Raw genomic sequence first — 16,310 nt, forward strand, 5'->3', positions numbered from 1 at the left:
CCCCGGTGGCGCTACGCTTACCGGGGCTACGTGGGAATGGTAGCCCGGATAAGGCGCTCGCGCCGCCATCCGGGGAGGGACCTGCCGTGGCCCGGGAACGGCCCCACAGCGGTCCGGGAACAGTCCCCGGTGGCGCTACGCTTACCGGGGCTACGTGGGGTGGTAGCCCGGATAAGGCGTTTACGCCGCCATCCGGGAGGGCCCATCGCGGCCCGGGAACAGTCCCCGGTGGCGCTACGCTTACCGGGGCTACGTGGGAATGGTAGCCCGGATAAGGCGTTTACGCCGCCATCCGGGGAGGGACCCTCCGCTATCCGGGGCTAATCAGGCTTAGCTTTCAGCCACTTGTGCGGCTTCGGGGCGGAGGCGACGTCAGCCGAGGTCGGCCATCATGACTTTGGAGCGGCGCTGGTAGTTGTACATCTCTTTCTTACTTTCCGGCAGCAGATCGATATCGACCGGCGTGAAGCCGCGCTCCTGGAACCAGTGAATACTGCGAGTGGTAAGGACAAACAATTTGCTCAATCCCATCTGCTTCGCCTGGGTGGCAATGCGGTTCAGCAGCACTTCCCCGCGCGATGAGCTGCGGTAGTCCGGATGCACCGCGACGCAGGCCATTTCGCCGATTTTCTCTTCCGGGAACGGATAGAGCGCGGCGCAGGCAATCGTGGTGTTATCGCGCTGAATAATCGTGAATTTATCGATTTCCATCTCCAGCTGCTCGCGGGAGCGGCGCACCAGAATGCCCTGTTGCTCCAGCGGGCTAATCAGCTCAAGAATACCGCCGATATCGTTAATGGTAGCGCGACGAATCTGCTCGGCGCTTTCCATGACGATCTGGGTGCCGATACCGTCGCGTGAGAACAGCTCCTGCAGCAGCGCCCCGTCTTCCTGATAACTGATCAGGTGGCAACGCCGCACGCCGCTGCGACAGGCCTTCACGGCACCGCGCAGAAAACGCACCGTGCCGGAGTTGTAATCCTCTTCCGCCTCCAGCTCTTCCACGCGCGCCTGAGCTTCGTTGGGGAACAATTCGGAAACAATCACCCCATCCTGGTTGTAAACCCCCTGCGAAGAGCAGAAACCGATCATCTTTTCCGCCTTCAGCTTAACGGCCAACTGGGTGGCAATCTCTTCCGAGGTCAGATTGAAGCTTTCGCCGGTGACCGAAACGGCAACCGGGCCCATCAGCACGATAGCGCCGTTATCCAGCTGGCGATGGATCGCCTCTTCATCAATACGGCGGATGCGCCCGCTATGGCAATAATCCACGCCGTCGTCGACGCCCAGAGGCTGAGCGATAATAAAGTTGCCGCTCACCACGTTGATATGGGCGCCCTGCAGCGGGGTGTTATTCAGGCTCATCGACAGACGCGCGGTAATTTCCAGCTGCAGCATGCCCGCGGCCTGCTTGACCAGTTCAAGGGTTTTGGCATCGGTGACGCGGGTCTGTTTATGGTAGACCGGCTCGTGGTGATGCTCTGCCAGATTGGCGTCAATCTGTGGGCGCGCGCCATAGACCACCACCAGGCGGATGCCCAGGCTATGCAAAAGGCCAATGTCATTGACAATACTGGAGAAATTTTCATGCTCGATTGCTTCTCCGCCGAGCATGATGACAAACGTTTTTCCCCGATGAGCGTTAATATAGGGGACAGAATGGCGGAATCCTTCTACCAGTTCGGTGCGACGCTCCTTCACCATGACTCAACCCTCAATGCATGATTATTCGTAATTAGTGTATTTTTATTCTGTTTCGTAGCTAAACGCAAGTCTAAATTTGCGACGAAACTGAGAAAAATCTGTGATCAAATGCGTATTGCCTGAGATTGTTTACCCTTTTATTGATGACAGGTTATGCAGCTTTCGTTAAAGTTTCCGGTCAATCTGTCTGTTTTGAGTTCGAATACGTTTTTTTGCTTGGGAGTGGCATGCCGGGATACAAGTCAGGATTAAGCCGTCGTCGTTTTTTACAGGGGGCAGGCGCAATGTGGTTAATGAGCGTCAGCCCGCTGGGTTTAGCGGCGGCCGCGCAGGTCGTCGCCGTGCGCGTCTGGCCGTCGTCGACCTACACGCGCGTAACGGTAGAATCCAGTCATGTGCTGAAATATCGGCAGTTTGCGTTGAGCAATCCGGAACGGCTGGTGGTGGATCTCGAAGGCGTCAATCTTAACTCCGTGTTAAAGGGGATGGGGGCGAGTATTCGCGATGATGACCCTTATATTAAGTCCGCGCGCGTCGGCCAGTTTGATCCGCAAACCGTGCGCATGGTCTTTGAACTCAAGCAGAACATCAAACCGCAGCTCTTTGCCCTGGCGCCGGTGGCTGGCTTTAAAGAACGTCTGGTGATGGATCTCTATCCTGCGAACGCCACCGATGTTCAGGATCCGCTGCTGGCGTTACTGGAAGATTACAACAAGGGCGATCTTGAACGTCAGGTTCCTCCGGCAGAAAGCGGGCCGAAGCCGGGTAAAGCCGGGCGCGATCGGCCTATCGTCATCATGCTTGACCCAGGCCACGGCGGCGAAGACTCCGGCGCGATCGGCAAATACCATACCCGTGAGAAAGATGTGGTGCTGCAGATTGCCCGTCGGCTGCGGGCGCTGATCGAAAAAGAGGGCAACATGCGCGCCTACATGACCCGCAATGAAGATGTCTTCATTCCGCTGAAGGTTCGCGTGGCCAAAGCGCAAAAGCAGCGCGCTGACCTGTTTGTGTCGATTCACGCCGATGCCTTTACCAGCCGACAGCCGCGAGGCTCCTCGGTATTTGCCCTGTCGACCAAAGGCGCCACCAGTACCGCCGCGAAATTCCTCGCGCAGACCCAGAACGCCTCTGACCTGATCGGGGGCGTCAGCAAGAGCGGCGATCGCTATGTCGACCATACGATGTTCGATATGGTGCAGTCGCTGACCATCGCCGATAGCCTGAAGTTTGGTAAAGCGGTGCTGCAAAAAATGGGCGGAATCAATAAGTTGCATAAAAATCAGGTCGAGCAGGCGGGCTTTGCGGTGCTGAAAGCGCCGGATATTCCGTCGATCCTGGTGGAGACGGCGTTTATCAGTAACGTCGAAGAAGAGCGGAAGCTGAAAACGGCAACCTTCCAGCAGCAGGTGGCGGAGTCGATTCTGGCGGGGATTAAAGCCTACTTCGCCGATGGCGCCACGCTGGCAAGGCGCGGATAACACGGGAGCGGGAGATGGCGCTACTGAAGAGCGTGCACGGCGGTAATACCCGGGAAGCCGCTGCGCTGCTGGGCATTGAGGCGCAGCAGCTGCGGGATTTCAGCGCCAATATTAATCCTCTTGGTATGCCGGAGAGCGTCAGACGTGCGCTTATCGATAATCTTGTCCTGGCGGAGCGCTACCCTGACGTTGAATACCAGCAGCTGCACCTTGCGCTGGCGGAACACCACCGTATTCCCGCATCGTGGATCTTGGCTGGCAATGGCGAAACCGAATCCATTTTTACGCTCGTGCACGGGCTGAAGCCGCGCACGGCGATGGTGGTGAAGCCCGGTTTTGCGGAATATCGCCGCGCGCTGCAGACGGTGGATTGCACTCTGCGTGAGTTCGCGCTGCGTGAAGAAGATGGCTGGCAGTTGACCGACGCGATTCTCGCGGCGTTGACGCCAGAGCTGGACTGTTTGTTCCTCTGTACGCCCAATAATCCGACCGGCCTGCTGCCGGAACGCCCGCTGCTTGAGGCGATTGTCGCCCGCTGCCGGGACGCCGGCATCGCGCTTATTCTTGATGAAGCGTTTATCGATTTTATTCCCGACCAGCCGGGATTTATCCCCTTTCTGCAGCACAACCCGCATATCTGGGTGCTCCGCTCGCTCACCAAATTTTACGCCATTCCCGGCCTGCGTCTGGGCTATCTGGTTAACAGCGACGAACGGGCGGTGGCCCGACTGCGTGAGAAACAAATGCCGTGGTCGATCAATGCGTTTGCCGCTCTGGCGGGGGAAATAGCGCTTAAGGATCGCGCCTATCAGCAGGCCACCTGGCGATGGCTGGCGCAGGAGGGAAGCCGTTTTTATCAGGCCCTCCGCCAGCTTCCCGGCCTGACCGTGTATCCCGGGCGGGCGAACTATCTTTTTTTACGTTGCCACCTCCCGGGACTCGATCTGCAACAGGCGTTGCTGCAACAGCATATTCTGGTTCGCAGCTGCGCTAACTATCCGGGACTGGAAAACGGCTATTATCGCGTGGCGATTCGCAGCCCTGAGGAGAATCAGCAGCTGCTTACGGCGCTCAGCGCCATCCTCACCGCCGCCGTCTGACGGCAAGCGACCGGCTCCGGCGTATGGCATAATAGGCCGCCTGCTGTTTCAGACTCCCCGGCTGACGAGAGCCCGCATGCAGCGGCAGGAGACCAACAGGCGCCAGGTCGCAGCCCCGCGGCTGTCATGCTGGCAACCCCGTAAATCCCACCGGCCGCGGATCCGGGAAGGGCGAGGAAGACGCTAAGCCAGCAAACCTGTCTGTCGGTCATGACCAACAATTTCGGTGGGAAGTGGGGGCTCAGATGCGTGCCGTCGCCAAACGGCGTCAGGCGCACTGTGACACCCCGACCACCCTGAACAGGAACAGGGTATGGCGGTACGACTGCATTCATCCATTGGCGCCCGTATGCTGGCGGCTACGAGGCCCGGGCGATGACGCTACTTGCCTGGTGCGTGGCCTGGATTCTCGATTTTATCATCGGCGACCCGCCGCGCTGGCCGCATCCGGTACGCTGGATAGGCAATCTCATCACCTTGACTCAACGTATCGTGCGCCGGTATTGCCATAGCGACCGCGCGCTGCGCGTCGGCGGCGCGCTGATGTGGCTGACGGTGGTCGGCCTGACCTGGCTCCTCTCCTGGGGCGTACTGAAACTGGCGGCAAGCCTCCATCCCTGGCTGGGCTGGGGCGTTGAAGTGTGGATGATATTTACGGTCCTGGCCGGCCGTTGCCTTGCGGATTCCGCACGGGAAGTCGAACGCCCGCTGCGCGCGGGCGATGTGGCGCTAAGCCGGGAAAAGCTCTCATGGATTGTCGGGCGCGAGACCGCGCGGCTACAACCGGAACAGATAAATCGCGCGGTGGTGGAGACGGTTGCAGAAAACACCGTCGATGGCATTATTGCGCCGCTGTTCTTCCTGCTGCTGGGCGGTGCGCCGCTGGCGATGGCCTATAAAGCGGTCAACACCCTCGACTCCATGGTGGGGTATAAACATGAAAAATATCGCGCCATTGGTATGGTCAGCGCCCGGCTTGACGATGTGGCGAACTGTCTTCCCGCGCGTCTGAGCTGGCTGCTGTTGAGCCTCGCGGCGTGGCTATGTCGCTACGACGGCGCGGGCGCCCTGCGTATTGGCTGGCGCGATCGCTATCAACACAGCAGTCCCAACTGCGCATGGTCGGAAGCCAGCGTCGCCGGCGCGTTAGGTATCCGACTCGGCGGCCCGAATGACTATTTTGGCCAGCGGGTGGACAAACCCTGGATTGGCGACGCCGTACGCGATATTTCGGTCGAGGATATTCCCCGCGCTCTGCGCCTGATGTGGGTCGCCTCGACGCTGGCGCTGGCGATGTTTATGGTCGCGCGGTATCTATGGACAGGGATGGCCTGAGGGCGAAATCAGATGGCTTTCCGGCGCCGGGCAGGGGCAGCATAAAACAGAGCAGGATGGGAAAACAATGCGCGAAAACGCGAGCGAGGAGGGCTCATGACGCAGGCAATCATGTTGCAGGGGACGGCGTCCGATGTCGGTAAAAGTGTTCTGGTGGCCGGTTTATGCCGCATTTTTCATCAGGATGGCTGGCGTACGGCACCGTTTAAGTCACAGAATATGGCGCTCAACTCGGGGAGCACGGCGGACGGCAAAGAGATGGGGCGGGCGCAGATCTTTCAGGCCGAAGCCGCCGGTATCGAACCCGATGTGCGGATGAACCCTGTCTTGCTGAAACCCACCAGCGACCTGAAAGCCCAGGTGGTGCTGATGGGCAAAGTGGCGACCGATATGGATGCGGTGAGCTATCACGAGTACAAACCGCGCCTGCGCGAACAGATCCTCTCGGTCTATCGCAGCCTGGCACAGGAGTATGAGGTGCTGGTTCTGGAAGGGGCCGGTAGCCCGGCGGAGATCAACCTGCGCGATCGCGATATCGTCAATATGGGGATGGCGGAGATGGCGCAGTGCCCGGTTATCCTTATTGCCGACATCGACAGAGGGGGCGTCTTTGCTGCGATCTACGGGACGCTGGCGCTACTTGAGGAACGGGAGCGCGCGAGGGTGAAAGGGGTCATTATCAATAAATTTCGCGGTGATATCGCGCTGCTCTATTCCGGAATCGAACAGATCGAAGCATTAACTGGCGTCCCCGTGCTGGGAGTGCTGCCGTGGCTGGAGGTCGATCTGGAGGATGAAGACAGCGTGGTGCTGCAGAAAGGCAAGTATCTGCGTACCGCGCAGCGCGAAATCGACATCGCGGTCGTGCAGCTTCCCCATACCTCAAACTTCACCGATTTCAACGCGCTGGCGGCGCAGCCGGATGTTCGCGTGCGCTATGTACGGCACCCGCAGGATCTGACGCAGGCCGATCTGGTTATCCTGCCCGGCAGTAAAAATACGCTGGGCGATCTGCTGTGGCTGCGCGACAGCGGAATGGAGACGGGCATCTTGCAGGCGCATCAGCAGGGGATTCCGCTGCTGGGGATTTGCGGCGGCTATCAAATGCTGGGTGAGGCGATTGTCGATGAAGTGGAGTCCGGTCTGGGAACGCTGCCCGGACTCGGTCTGCTCGACACAGTGACGCAATTTGCCCGACATAAAACCACCACTCGGGTCGAGGCGACAATGGCAAGCGCGCTGCCGGGCTGGCTGGCGGGAGCGTCTGCCCTGCGGGTGCGCGGTTACGAAATTCATATGGGGGAAACGACCCTTAACGGGCGCTGCCGTCCGGTGATGCAACGGGAGAAAGACGGCGAGCAGACGGCGGACGGCGCGATGACGGACGACGGGCTGGTGTTCGGAACTTACCTGCACGGCCTGTTCGACAGCGATGATTTCACCCGCGCACTGGTCAACGGCCTGCGTCGGCGCAAAGGGCTGGAGGCGCTGGATACCACGCTTCACTATGCACAATATAAAGCGCAGCAGTTCGATATCCTGGCCGCCGCCATACGCCAGCATATTGATATTGAAAAGATTTACCACATTATGCAGCAGCATCAGGAGCCATCATGCTGATTCTGGTTACCGGCGGTGCCCGCAGCGGGAAAAGCCGCCACGCCGAGGCGCTGATCGCCGATTCAGCGCAGGTTTTGTATCTTGCGACCTCGCAGATCGTGGATGACGAAATGGCCCAGCGGATCCAGCACCACCGCGATAGCCGCCCGGCGCACTGGCGCACCGTCGAGCGCTGGCGCCATCTCGATGAGGTCATTACGCCGCATAACGATCCGCAAGAAGCCGTGCTGCTGGAGTGTATGACGACCATGGTGACCAACATGCTGTTTGCCGAGGGGGGCGAGCGCTCCCCGGACGACTGGGATTATGCGGCAATGGAGCGGGTGATAGACGATGAGATTCACTCGCTGATTGCCGCGTGCCAGCGCTGCCCGGCAAAAGTGGTGCTGGTGACCAATGAAGTGGGGATGGGGATTGTCCCGGAAAACCGCCTTGCGCGGCATTTTCGCGATATTGCCGGCCGGGTTAACCAGCGCCTGGCGGCGGCAGCGGATGAGGTCTGGCTGGTGGTATCAGGTATTGGAGTCAAAATTAAATGATCAAATTATTCTGGGCAACGCTCTCTTTTCTCAGCCGCTTACCGATGCCGGATCGCTGGTCGCAGGGGCTTGAGATCGATCGGTATGTCCGGGGGATCGTCACTTTCCCGTTGGTCGGGGCGTTGCTGGGAGGGTTAAGCGGGCTGGTGTTTCTTGCCGTTCAATCCTGGTGCGGTCTGCCGCTTGCCGCGCTGTTTAGCATTTTAGCGCTGGCGCTGTTAACCGGTGGTTTTCACCTCGATGGTCTCGCCGATACCTGCGATGGCGTCTTTTCCGCCCGCCGTCGGGAACGGATGCTGGAGATTATGCGCGACAGCCGACTGGGAACCCACGGCGGACTGGCGCTTATTTTTGTTTTACTGGCAAAAGTGCTGGTGGTCAGCGAGCTGGCGCTGCGTGGAACGTCGGTGCTGGCCGCACTGGCGGCCGCCTGCGCAGCCGGGCGTGGCGTCTGTGTGCTGCTGATGTACCGCCATCGTTACGCCCGCGAAGAAGGGCTGGGTAACATCTTTATCGGCAAGGTTAACGGGCGGCAAACCTGCGTCACGTTGGGCTTAGCGGCAATTCTCGCCGCCATATTGTTGCCCGGCATGCACGGCGTGGTGGCGTTGGGGATCGCCATAGTGGCCATTTTTATCCTCGGCCAGCTGCTGAAACGCACCCTGGGCGGGCAAACCGGTGACACGCTGGGGGCGGCGATTGAGCTGGGCGAGCTGATTTTCCTGCTGGCGCTGCTGTGAGTCTGGCAACACGATAAGCCGCATCGGGGCTATTCGTCAGCGCGCCATGTCCGCTGCGCAACGGAAGGCGATGGCGCGTCTGGCATTATGCGGGCAAGAACAGGCGAGCCTTGACGCGGACAGAGAACGCGCGGCTGACTAACGCCAGTAAGTCGGTCTGTTGTGAGAACGGGAGAGGACGCTGGTGCGACCGTGAGCGGTACGCAGAAACAAAAAAACACCCGTCAGGGTGTTCATTGTGTTGGTTGCGGGGGCCGGATTTGAACCGACGACCTTCGGGTTATGAGCCCGACGAGCTACCAGGCTGCTCCACCCCGCGTCCGTTTTTACTCTTCATCGAGTAAATTGCGTATCAGATTTTAAATTGGTTGCGGGGGCCGGATTTGAACCGACGACCTTCGGGTTATGAGCCCGACGAGCTACCAGGCTGCTCCACCCCGCGTCCGTCTTTACTCTTTCATCGAGTAAACTGCTATCTGATTTTAATTGGTTGCGGGGGCCGGATTTGAACCGACGACCTTCGGGTTATGAGCCCGACGAGCTACCAGGCTGCTCCACCCCGCGTCCGTGGAAGCGCACTATACTCCGCTCGCGTTTTGATGCAACCCTTTTTCAGTAAAATCATCAAATTTGTAATAAATGCTGTATAAAGAACCACTTTTGGCTGGTTTTTTGCGCAATGTTGTATTTGTGGTGCTTTCGCGCATTTCAATAGCCCTGGGGGTTTGTTATCTTCCCTCATCACGAACCGCGGCTAAGCAGCATAAAGAAGAGATACCATGAAAGGATGTTGGGCAAAGTATATAGCGACAGGAGCAATGCTGGCGATGCTCGCCGCCTGTTCCTCAAAACCGACCGATCGCGGCCAGCAGTATAGTGAAGGGAAGTTTACCCAGCCGTTCTCTTTGGTTAACCAGCCTGATGCGGTCGGTTCGCCAATTAACGCCGGGGACTTCTCCGAGCAGGTCCGTCAGATCCGCAGCGCGTCTCCGCGCCTTTATAATAGCCAGAGCAACGTCTATAACGCGCTGCAGGAGTGGCTGCGTGCCGGTGGTGATACCCGCACCCTGAGCCAGTTCGGCATTGATGCCTGGCAGATGCAGGGCGCCGATAGCTACGGTAACGTTCAGTTCACCGGTTACTATACCCCGGTGGTGCAGGCGCGCCATACCCGTCAGGGTGAATTTCAGTACCCGATTTATCGCATGCCGCCGAAGCGCGGTAAGCTGCCGTCCCGCGCCAGCATTTACGCCGGCGGCCTGAGCGACGCCTATGTTCTGGCCTACAGCAACTCGCTGATGGACAACTTTATTATGGACGTTCAGGGCAGCGGCTATATTGATTTTGGCGACGGCTCGCCGCTGAACTTCTTTAGCTATGCCGGGAAAAATGGCTGGTCATATCGCAGCATTGGTAAAGTCCTGATCGATCGCGGTGAAGTGAAGAAAGAAGACATGTCGATGCAGGCAATCCGGGAATGGGGCGAGAAACACAGTGAAGCCGAAGTTCGCGAGCTGCTTGAACAGAATCCGTCGTTCGTCTTCTTTAAACCGCAGTCCTTTGCTCCGGTAAAAGGCGCCAGCGCGGTGCCGCTGATTGGTCGCGCCTCGGTGGCTTCCGATCGCAGCATTATTCCGCCGGGAACGACCTTGCTGGCGGAAGTGCCTCTGCTGGATAATAAAGGCAAGTTTAACGGCCAGTACGAACTGCGTCTGATGGTCGCGCTGGATGTGGGCGGGGCGATTAAAGGCCAGCACTTCGATATCTACCAGGGTATCGGCGCTGACGCCGGCCACCGCGCCGGTTGGTATAACCACTATGGTCGCGTCTGGGTGCTGAAAAATGCCCCGGGCGCCGGCAACGTCTTTAGCGGTTAACGCGCTACCGTCCATCTTTTGTCGCCCGGACCGGCGCAACGCGCCGCCTCCGGGGTTACCTGGCGGTCGCATCTATTTTTTATTCGCGCGACGGGGCTTGCGCTGGCAGGCCCTGATGCATTCTGAGGTTTTATGTCTGTTGTAATCAGCGATGCCTGGCGTCAACGCTTTGGCGGCACGGCGCGTTTATATGGTGAAAAAGCGCTGCAATGTTTTGCCGGTGCGCATGTTTGCGTGGTCGGTATCGGCGGCGTGGGCTCCTGGGCGGCGGAAGCGCTGGCAAGAACCGGGATTGGCGCGATTACCCTGATTGATATGGATGATGTCTGCGTCACTAACACCAACCGACAGGTTCATGCCCTGGGGGGCAACGTCGGGCTGGCGAAAGCCGAGGTGATGGCCGAGCGTATTCGTCTGATTAACCCCGAGTGTCGGGTGACGGTCGTGGACGATTTTGTCACGCCGGAAAACGTCGCGGAGTATCTCGGCGTCGGCTTCAGCTATGTGATTGATGCGATTGACAGCGTACGTCCCAAGGCGGCGTTAATCGCGTACTGTCGCCGTTATAAGGTGCCGCTGGTGACCACCGGCGGCGCGGGCGGGCAAATCGACCCGACGCAGATTCAGGTAGCCGATCTGGCGAAAACCATCCAGGATCCGCTGGCGGCAAAGCTACGCGAGCGGTTAAAAAGTCAGTTTGGGGTAGTGAAGAACAGCAAAGGTAAGCTGGGAGTGGATTGCGTCTTCTCGACCGAAGCGCTGGTCTATCCGCAGGCCGACGGCAGCGTTTGCGCCATGAAGAGCACCGCCGATGGCCCGAAACGGATGGATTGCGCCTCCGGATTTGGCGCAGCGACGATGGTCACCGCGACCTTCGGTTTTGTCGCCGTGTCCCATGCGCTGAAGAAAATGCTGGCGAAGGCGGAGCGCGGAGCGGCTTCAGCCGGATAATTCCCCCAGGCCACGATACGGCGCAGACCGTAGCCCCGGTAAGCGCAGCGCGACCGGGGGAATGACCCGCTCGGCGGCGTAGGGAGATGTACCCGGGCTGCGGGTAACCCCTTGCCCGGGCTACGATATAGCGCCGATTGTAGCCCCGGTAAGCGCAGCGCCACCGGGGGACTGTACCCCTCGGCGGCGTAGGAAGATGTACCCGTGTGACGGAGTTGGGAGATGTACCCGGGCTGTGGGTAACCCCTTGCCCGGGCTACGATATAGCGCCGATTGTAGCCCCGGTAAGCGCAGCGCCACCGGGGGAGGTTTAAAGAGAAATTAAGCCTCGCGGGCGGCGGCGAGAACCGCTTCGCTCAGCGCGCTCAGCCCCTGACTGCGCGAGGCGCTCAACTGACCGCGCAGCCCCAGCTCATCAAACAGCGTCAGCGGATCCTGAGCCAGCAGCTCGGCGGCGCTTTTCCCCTCGACCGCAGTGAGCAGCACCGCCAGCATACCGCGCACAATCCGGCCTTCGCTATCGCCGAAGAAGTGCAGCTTACCCTCAGCATCAACGGTATGGCCCAGCCAGACGCGGTTTTCACATCCGGCAATCTCCGTCGCCTGTTCTTTCAGGTCATCTGGCAGCGCAGGCAGCCGCTTACCCAATAAAATCAGCTGGCGATACTTATCTTCCCACTGGCTGAGCGGGATAAACGTCTGGCGTAAGGTTTCTGCGGTGATGCCGGTAGCAAAAGGGTGAGAAGTCGTCATTAATCCACCAGTATTTCCAGAGCGCGGTCAACGGCATGCACCAGCGCGTAAACATCATCCTGAGTATTATAGGGGGCAAACGAGGCGCGTAAGGTTCCGCTGACGCCCAGCGCCGCCAGCAGCGGTTGGGCGCAGTGCTGCCCGGCTCGCAGCGCAATCCCTGACTCCGCCAGCAGAGTCACCATATCGCTGTGATGTACGCCGGCGAAATCAAATGCCAGCAGGCTGGCCTCCTGACAGCGGAAGGAACGAAAGCCTGGCCGCTTCGCCAGCTCATCTTCCGCCAGCGTCGCCAGGCTACGGCTCCAGTTTTCGGCCTGGGCAATATCGGTCTCTTCCAGCCACTCCAGCGCCGCGCTCAGGCCAATGACGCCGGCAATATTTGGCGTCCCGGCCTCCAGACGATAGGGGACCGGCTGAGTGGCAAACCCGGCGAAGGTGACCTCGGTAATCATTTTGCCGCCGCCGAGCCAGGGCGACATGGCATCCAGCAGCGCGCTTTTGCCGTACAGCGCGCCAATCCCAGTCGGTCCGTACAGCTTATGGCCGGAAAACGCATAAAAATCGATATCCAGCTGCTGAACGTCGGCGGGAAAATGCACCGCCCCCTGGGCGCCGTCAACCATCACCACCATACCGGCATCATGCGCATGGCGAATTGCCGTCGCCAGGTCCGGACAGCCGCCGGTGACGTTGGACATCTGGCCGATGGCCAGCAGCCGACTGCGCGGCGTAATAAGAGAAGGCAGGAGCGCGACGTCGGGCAGGCGATCGGCTCCGATGGGCAGCTTCACTACCCGGGCGCCGGTTTGCTCTGCGACCATCAGCCAGGGAACCAGGTTGGCATGGTGCTCCGCTTCGCTGACGATGATTTCATCGCCGGGTTGCAGGCGCGGGCGAAGATAGCTCTGCGCCACCATATTGATGGCTTCGGTGGTGCCGCGCGTCCAGACGATATCTTTCGCGCACGGGGCGTTCAGCAGCGCCGCCACGCGCTCGCGCGCATTTTCATAGCGTTCAGTCAGACGCTGTGCGGCGGCAAACTGGCTACGGTGAACGTTGCCCGCGCTGAGGCGGTAAAACTGGTCGCTGGCGTCAATCGTGGCGAGCGGCTTCAGCGTCGTCGCCGCGCTGTCAAGGTACGCGCCGGCATCGGCCAGCGCTGGAAACTGGGCGCGAAAGTGAGCAGGATTGAATGCGTTCATGGAGTTCCTCGTTGCAATACGCCGATCGTCGCGCAATTTAGTCATCAGGGCAAGGCTGGCGAAAGGAAGAGAGGAGGCGATTCTGGTCGGTGCGGCGGCAGACAGGCAAAAAAAAGCACCGCTTGTTGCGGTGCTACATTAAATCACTATGGACAGACAGGGTAAATGTACAGGAAGTGAAAAGGGTAGCTTAACTACCATGGTCTGCAAACACAGACCAATTGCAAACACAACAACACAACATCACAACCGTAAGCCAAAAGCTTGTTGGAACACGCATTCCAAAAAAAAGCTCTTCGTTCCGGCTCAGGAAGTGCCGCCACTATAGGTATTTGCTGGTAGAACCTCAACGGACAAATTATAATGGCTCAGATAAAAAAAACTAATAGGTTAACTGTTGTTTCCTGTTTGTTAAAGCGCCTTAACATCTAAGCCAGAATAACCATGTCAAAGCGATTACCGCCCCTGAATGCATTACGTGTTTTTGATGCCGCCGCACGTCATCTAAGCTTCACTCGCGCAGCAGATGAGCTTTTTGTGACGCAGGCCGCAGTAAGTCACCAAATCAAGTCACTAGAGGATTTTCTAGGGCTGAAGCTGTTTCGCCGCCGCAATCGATCGCTGCTGCTGACGGAAGAAGGCCAGAGCTATTTTCAGGATATTAAAGAGATTTTTTCGCAGCTGACCGAGGCAACGCGTAAACTGCAGGCGCGAAGCGCGAAAGGGGCCTTAACGGTGAGTTTATTGCCCAGTTTTGCTATCCAGTGGCTGGTGCCGCGACTCTCAAGCTTTAACTCAGCTTATCCGGGGATTGATGTCAGAATCCAGGCCGTGGACCGTCAGGAAGACAAACTGGCGGATGACGTCGACGTGGCGATTTTCTACGGTCGCGGAAACTGGCCGGGTCTGCGTGTCGAAAAATTGTACGCCGAATATCTGCTGCCCGTCTGTTCGCCGGCGCTGCTTACCGGAGACAAGGCATTGAAAACCCCTGCGGATCTGGCGCAACATACGCTGTTGCACGATGCTTCCCGCCGCGACTGGCAAACTTATACCCGTCAGCTGGGTCTAAGCCATATTAATGTGCAGCAGGGGCCTATTTTCAGCCACAGCGCGATGGTGCTGCAGGCGGCTATTCACGGGCAAGGGGTCGCGCTGGCCAATAATGTGATGTCCCAGTCCGAAATCGAGGCCGGCCGGTTGGTCTGCCCGTTTAATGATGTTCTGGTCAGTAAGAATGCGTTTTATCTCGTTTGTCATGACAGTCAGGCTGAACTGGGTAAAATAGCCGCTTTCCGACAATGGATACTGGCGAAAGCGGCGAGCGAACAAGAAAAATTTCGTTTTCGTTACGAACAATAAATGATTGTAGGGTAAAAACATGACCAGCCGTTTTATGCTGATATTCACCGCGATAAGCGGTTTTATCTTTGTTGCTCTGGGCGCCTTTGGCGCGCACGTGTTAAGCCGGTCGTTAGGCGCGGCGGAAATGGCCTGGATTCATACCGGGCTTGAGTACCAGGCCTTCCATACCCTGGCTATTTTGGGTCTGGCGGTGGCGATGCAGCGCCGTATCAGTATCTGGTTTTACTGGAGCAGCGTCTTTATGGCGCTCGGTACCGTTTTGTTCAGCGGCAGTCTCTATTGCCTGGCGCTGTCGCATTTACGCCTGTGGGCGTTCGTAACGCCGGTTGGAGGCGTGAGCTTCCTCGCCGGTTGGGTTTTAATGTTAATTGGTGCAATTCGTCTGAAACGTAAGGGCGTTGTTCATGAATAAGGTTGTCCTCTATTGTCGCCCCGGGTTTGAGAAGGAGTGCGCAGCAGAAATTACCGATAAGGCCTCCCGCCTTGAGGTGTTTGGTTTTGCCCGAGTGAAAGAAGACTCTGGCTATGTCATTTTTGAATGCTATCAGATGGAAGATGGCGACAAACTGGTGCGTGAACTGCCGTTCAGCTCGCTGGTTTTCGCCCGTCAGATGTTTGTAGCCGGCGAGCTGCTGCGCGACCTGCCGCCGGAAGATCGCATCACGCCGATCGTCGGGATGCTGCAGGGCGTGGTCGAGAAGGGCGGCGATCTGCGGGTGGAAGTGGCCGATACCAATGAAAGCAAAGAGCTGATGAAGTTCTGCCGTAAGCTGACGGTACCGCTGCGCGCGGCGCTGCGTGACGCGGGCGTGCTCACTAACTATGAAACGCCGAAGCGCCCGGTGGTGCATGTGTTCTTTATTGCCCCCGGCTGCTGCTATACCGGCTACTCGTACACCACCAACAACTCGCCGTTCTATATGGGGATCCCGCGTCTGAAGTTCCCGTCCGATGCGCCGAGCCGTTCTACGCTGAAGCTGGAAGAGGCGTTTCACGTCTTTATCCCGCAAGATGAGTGGGACGAGCGTCTGGGCAACGGGATGTATGCGGTGGATCTGGGTGCCTGCCCCGGCGGCTGGACCTATCAGCTGGTGAAACGCAACATGTGGGTCTCTTCCGTGGATAACGGCCCGATGGCGCAGAGTCTGATGGATACCGGACAGGTGACCTGGCTGCGTGAAGATGGCTTCAAGTATCGCCCAACGCGCAACAACATCTCATGGATGGTGTGCGATATGGTGGAGAAACCGGCGAAAGTGGCGGCGCTGATGGCGCAGTGGCTGGTGAACGGCTGGTGCCGGGAAACCATCTTTAACCTGAAACTGCCGATGAAAAAGCGCTATGAAGAGCTGTCGCGTAACCTCGCCTATATCCAGGAACAGCTGGATGAACACGGGGTTAATGCCCAGATCCAGGCGCGCCAGCTGTATCACGACCGTGAAGAAGTGACCGTTCACGTCCGTCGCCTGTGGGCGGCCGTTGGCGGTCGTCGCGACGAACGCTAAGCCCGCGTCGCGTCCCGGATAACGGCTTCGTTATCCGGGCTCTCTTCTCTCTTGCCTCGCCGGCTATTTTGCCGCTATCTGCGCATCCGAAAGAATGTGCGTCACATCACAGATGGTCAATCCCGGCCTGTACGA

Annotated in this window: 14 protein-coding genes and 3 tRNA genes; 11 read left to right on the plus strand and 6 right to left on the minus strand. The window is 58.5% G+C overall.

Annotated elements, in window-relative coordinates; all coding sequences use genetic code 11:
- Positions 1 to 372: 372 nt before the first annotated feature.
- Entirely contained in the window at positions 373 to 1,704 is a 1,332-nt protein-coding gene (gene argA / locus CWM52_RS12935) for an amino-acid N-acetyltransferase (RefSeq protein ID WP_004867060.1), read from the minus strand.
- Between the two features lie 227 nt (positions 1,705 to 1,931).
- On the opposite strand from argA, the gene amiC reads away from it, so the two are divergent.
- The 6 genes from amiC (at position 1,932) to cobS (ending at position 8,519) form a co-directional block, all read left to right on the plus strand.
- Positions 1,932 to 3,185, plus strand: a complete 1,254-nt coding sequence (gene amiC / locus CWM52_RS12940; RefSeq protein ID WP_100684484.1) for an N-acetylmuramoyl-L-alanine amidase AmiC — start codon at positions 1,932 to 1,934, stop codon at positions 3,183 to 3,185.
- A 14-nt stretch (positions 3,186 to 3,199) separates the two neighbouring features.
- Positions 3,200 to 4,285 (plus strand): threonine-phosphate decarboxylase CobD, encoded by a 1,086-nt coding sequence (cobD, locus tag CWM52_RS12945; protein WP_100684485.1) that lies wholly within the window; start codon positions 3,200 to 3,202, stop codon positions 4,283 to 4,285.
- 375 nt (positions 4,286 to 4,660) lie between these two features.
- A complete protein-coding gene (gene cbiB / locus CWM52_RS12950) occupies positions 4,661 to 5,620 on the plus strand; it encodes an adenosylcobinamide-phosphate synthase CbiB (protein WP_100684486.1) in 960 nt (319 codons plus the stop codon).
- A 96-nt stretch (positions 5,621 to 5,716) separates the two neighbouring features.
- Positions 5,717 to 7,240 (plus strand): cobyric acid synthase, encoded by a 1,524-nt coding sequence (locus CWM52_RS12955; RefSeq protein WP_100684487.1) that lies wholly within the window; start codon positions 5,717 to 5,719, stop codon positions 7,238 to 7,240.
- Positions 7,234 to 7,779 (plus strand): bifunctional adenosylcobinamide kinase/adenosylcobinamide-phosphate guanylyltransferase, encoded by a 546-nt coding sequence (cobU, locus tag CWM52_RS12960; RefSeq protein ID WP_100684488.1) that lies wholly within the window; start codon positions 7,234 to 7,236, stop codon positions 7,777 to 7,779. The genes CWM52_RS12955 and cobU overlap by 7 nt, the downstream gene beginning before the upstream one ends.
- Positions 7,776 to 8,519, plus strand: a complete 744-nt coding sequence (cobS, locus tag CWM52_RS12965; RefSeq protein WP_100684489.1) for an adenosylcobinamide-GDP ribazoletransferase — start codon at positions 7,776 to 7,778, stop codon at positions 8,517 to 8,519. Before cobU ends, cobS begins: the two co-directional genes overlap by 4 nt.
- Positions 8,520 to 8,761: 242 nt before the next feature.
- Here cobS and CWM52_RS12970 read toward each other — a convergent pair.
- The 3 genes from CWM52_RS12970 to CWM52_RS12980 all read right to left on the minus strand — a co-directional run bounded on the left by CWM52_RS12970 (position 8,762) and on the right by CWM52_RS12980 (position 9,083).
- A tRNA-Met gene (locus tag CWM52_RS12970) sits at positions 8,762 to 8,838 on the minus strand.
- Between the two features lie 46 nt (positions 8,839 to 8,884).
- Positions 8,885 to 8,961: transfer RNA gene (locus CWM52_RS12975), tRNA-Met, on the minus strand.
- 45 nt (positions 8,962 to 9,006) lie between these two features.
- Positions 9,007 to 9,083, minus strand: a tRNA-Met gene (locus tag CWM52_RS12980).
- A 215-nt stretch (positions 9,084 to 9,298) separates the two neighbouring features.
- Between CWM52_RS12980 and mltA the strand changes: the two genes are divergently transcribed.
- Both mltA and tcdA read left to right on the plus strand, forming a co-directional pair.
- Positions 9,299 to 10,396, plus strand: a complete 1,098-nt coding sequence (gene mltA, locus CWM52_RS12985) for a murein transglycosylase A (RefSeq protein ID WP_100684490.1) — start codon at positions 9,299 to 9,301, stop codon at positions 10,394 to 10,396.
- A 132-nt stretch (positions 10,397 to 10,528) separates the two neighbouring features.
- On the plus strand, positions 10,529 to 11,347 hold the full coding sequence (tcdA, locus tag CWM52_RS12990; RefSeq protein WP_100684491.1) for a tRNA cyclic N6-threonylcarbamoyladenosine(37) synthase TcdA: 819 nt from the start codon (positions 10,529 to 10,531) through the stop codon (positions 11,345 to 11,347).
- 321 nt (positions 11,348 to 11,668) lie between these two features.
- On the opposite strand, the gene csdE is transcribed toward tcdA, so the two are convergent.
- Entirely contained in the window at positions 11,669 to 12,100 is a 432-nt protein-coding gene (gene csdE / locus CWM52_RS12995; RefSeq protein WP_100684492.1) for a cysteine desulfurase sulfur acceptor subunit CsdE, read from the minus strand.
- Positions 12,100 to 13,305: a cysteine desulfurase CsdA gene (gene csdA, locus CWM52_RS13000; protein WP_100684493.1), complete on the minus strand. Its 1,206-nt coding sequence runs from the start codon at positions 13,303 to 13,305 to the stop codon at positions 12,100 to 12,102. Before csdA ends, csdE begins: the two co-directional genes overlap by 1 nt.
- A gap of 444 nt (positions 13,306 to 13,749) precedes the next feature.
- Here csdA and gcvA point away from each other — a divergent pair, with 444 nt between their 5' ends.
- From gcvA to rlmM, 3 genes are read left to right on the plus strand one after another with little or no spacing between them, the layout of a single operon-like run.
- Positions 13,750 to 14,667, plus strand: coding sequence for a glycine cleavage system transcriptional regulator GcvA (gene gcvA, locus CWM52_RS13005; protein WP_015585849.1), 918 nt, complete (start codon positions 13,750 to 13,752; stop codon positions 14,665 to 14,667).
- Positions 14,668 to 14,686: 19 nt separating this feature from the next.
- Entirely contained in the window at positions 14,687 to 15,082 is a 396-nt protein-coding gene (locus CWM52_RS13010) for a DUF423 domain-containing protein (protein ID WP_100684494.1), read from the plus strand.
- Entirely contained in the window at positions 15,075 to 16,175 is a 1,101-nt protein-coding gene (gene rlmM / locus CWM52_RS13015; RefSeq protein WP_100684495.1) for a 23S rRNA (cytidine(2498)-2'-O)-methyltransferase RlmM, read from the plus strand. The genes CWM52_RS13010 and rlmM overlap by 8 nt, the downstream gene beginning before the upstream one ends.
- Positions 16,176 to 16,310 lie beyond the last annotated feature (135 nt).

Source organism: Raoultella sp. T31, assembly GCF_002806725.1.
Classification (GTDB): Bacteria; Pseudomonadota; Gammaproteobacteria; order Enterobacterales; family Enterobacteriaceae; genus Klebsiella; species Klebsiella electrica.

Bases quoted from the DNA above. Each gene is read 5' to 3' on its own strand.
- argA (WP_004867060.1), bottom strand. From the start codon at position 1,704: ATGGTGAAGGAGCGTCGCACCGAACTGGTAGAAGGATTCCGCCATTCT.
- amiC (WP_100684484.1), top strand. From the start codon at position 1,932: ATGCCGGGATACAAGTCAGGATTAAGCCGTCGTCGTTTTTTACAGGGG.
- cobD (WP_100684485.1), top strand. From the start codon at position 3,200: ATGGCGCTACTGAAGAGCGTGCACGGCGGTAATACCCGGGAAGCCGCT.
- cbiB (WP_100684486.1), top strand. From the start codon at position 4,661: ATGACGCTACTTGCCTGGTGCGTGGCCTGGATTCTCGATTTTATCATC.
- CWM52_RS12955 (WP_100684487.1), top strand. From the start codon at position 5,717: ATGACGCAGGCAATCATGTTGCAGGGGACGGCGTCCGATGTCGGTAAA.
- cobU (WP_100684488.1), top strand. From the start codon at position 7,234: ATGCTGATTCTGGTTACCGGCGGTGCCCGCAGCGGGAAAAGCCGCCAC.
- cobS (WP_100684489.1), top strand. From the start codon at position 7,776: ATGATCAAATTATTCTGGGCAACGCTCTCTTTTCTCAGCCGCTTACCG.
- mltA (WP_100684490.1), top strand. From the start codon at position 9,299: ATGAAAGGATGTTGGGCAAAGTATATAGCGACAGGAGCAATGCTGGCG.
- tcdA (WP_100684491.1), top strand. From the start codon at position 10,529: ATGTCTGTTGTAATCAGCGATGCCTGGCGTCAACGCTTTGGCGGCACG.
- csdE (WP_100684492.1), bottom strand. From the start codon at position 12,100: ATGACGACTTCTCACCCTTTTGCTACCGGCATCACCGCAGAAACCTTA.
- csdA (WP_100684493.1), bottom strand. From the start codon at position 13,305: ATGAACGCATTCAATCCTGCTCACTTTCGCGCCCAGTTTCCAGCGCTG.
- gcvA (WP_015585849.1), top strand. From the start codon at position 13,750: ATGTCAAAGCGATTACCGCCCCTGAATGCATTACGTGTTTTTGATGCC.
- CWM52_RS13010 (WP_100684494.1), top strand. From the start codon at position 14,687: ATGACCAGCCGTTTTATGCTGATATTCACCGCGATAAGCGGTTTTATC.
- rlmM (WP_100684495.1), top strand. From the start codon at position 15,075: ATGAATAAGGTTGTCCTCTATTGTCGCCCCGGGTTTGAGAAGGAGTGC.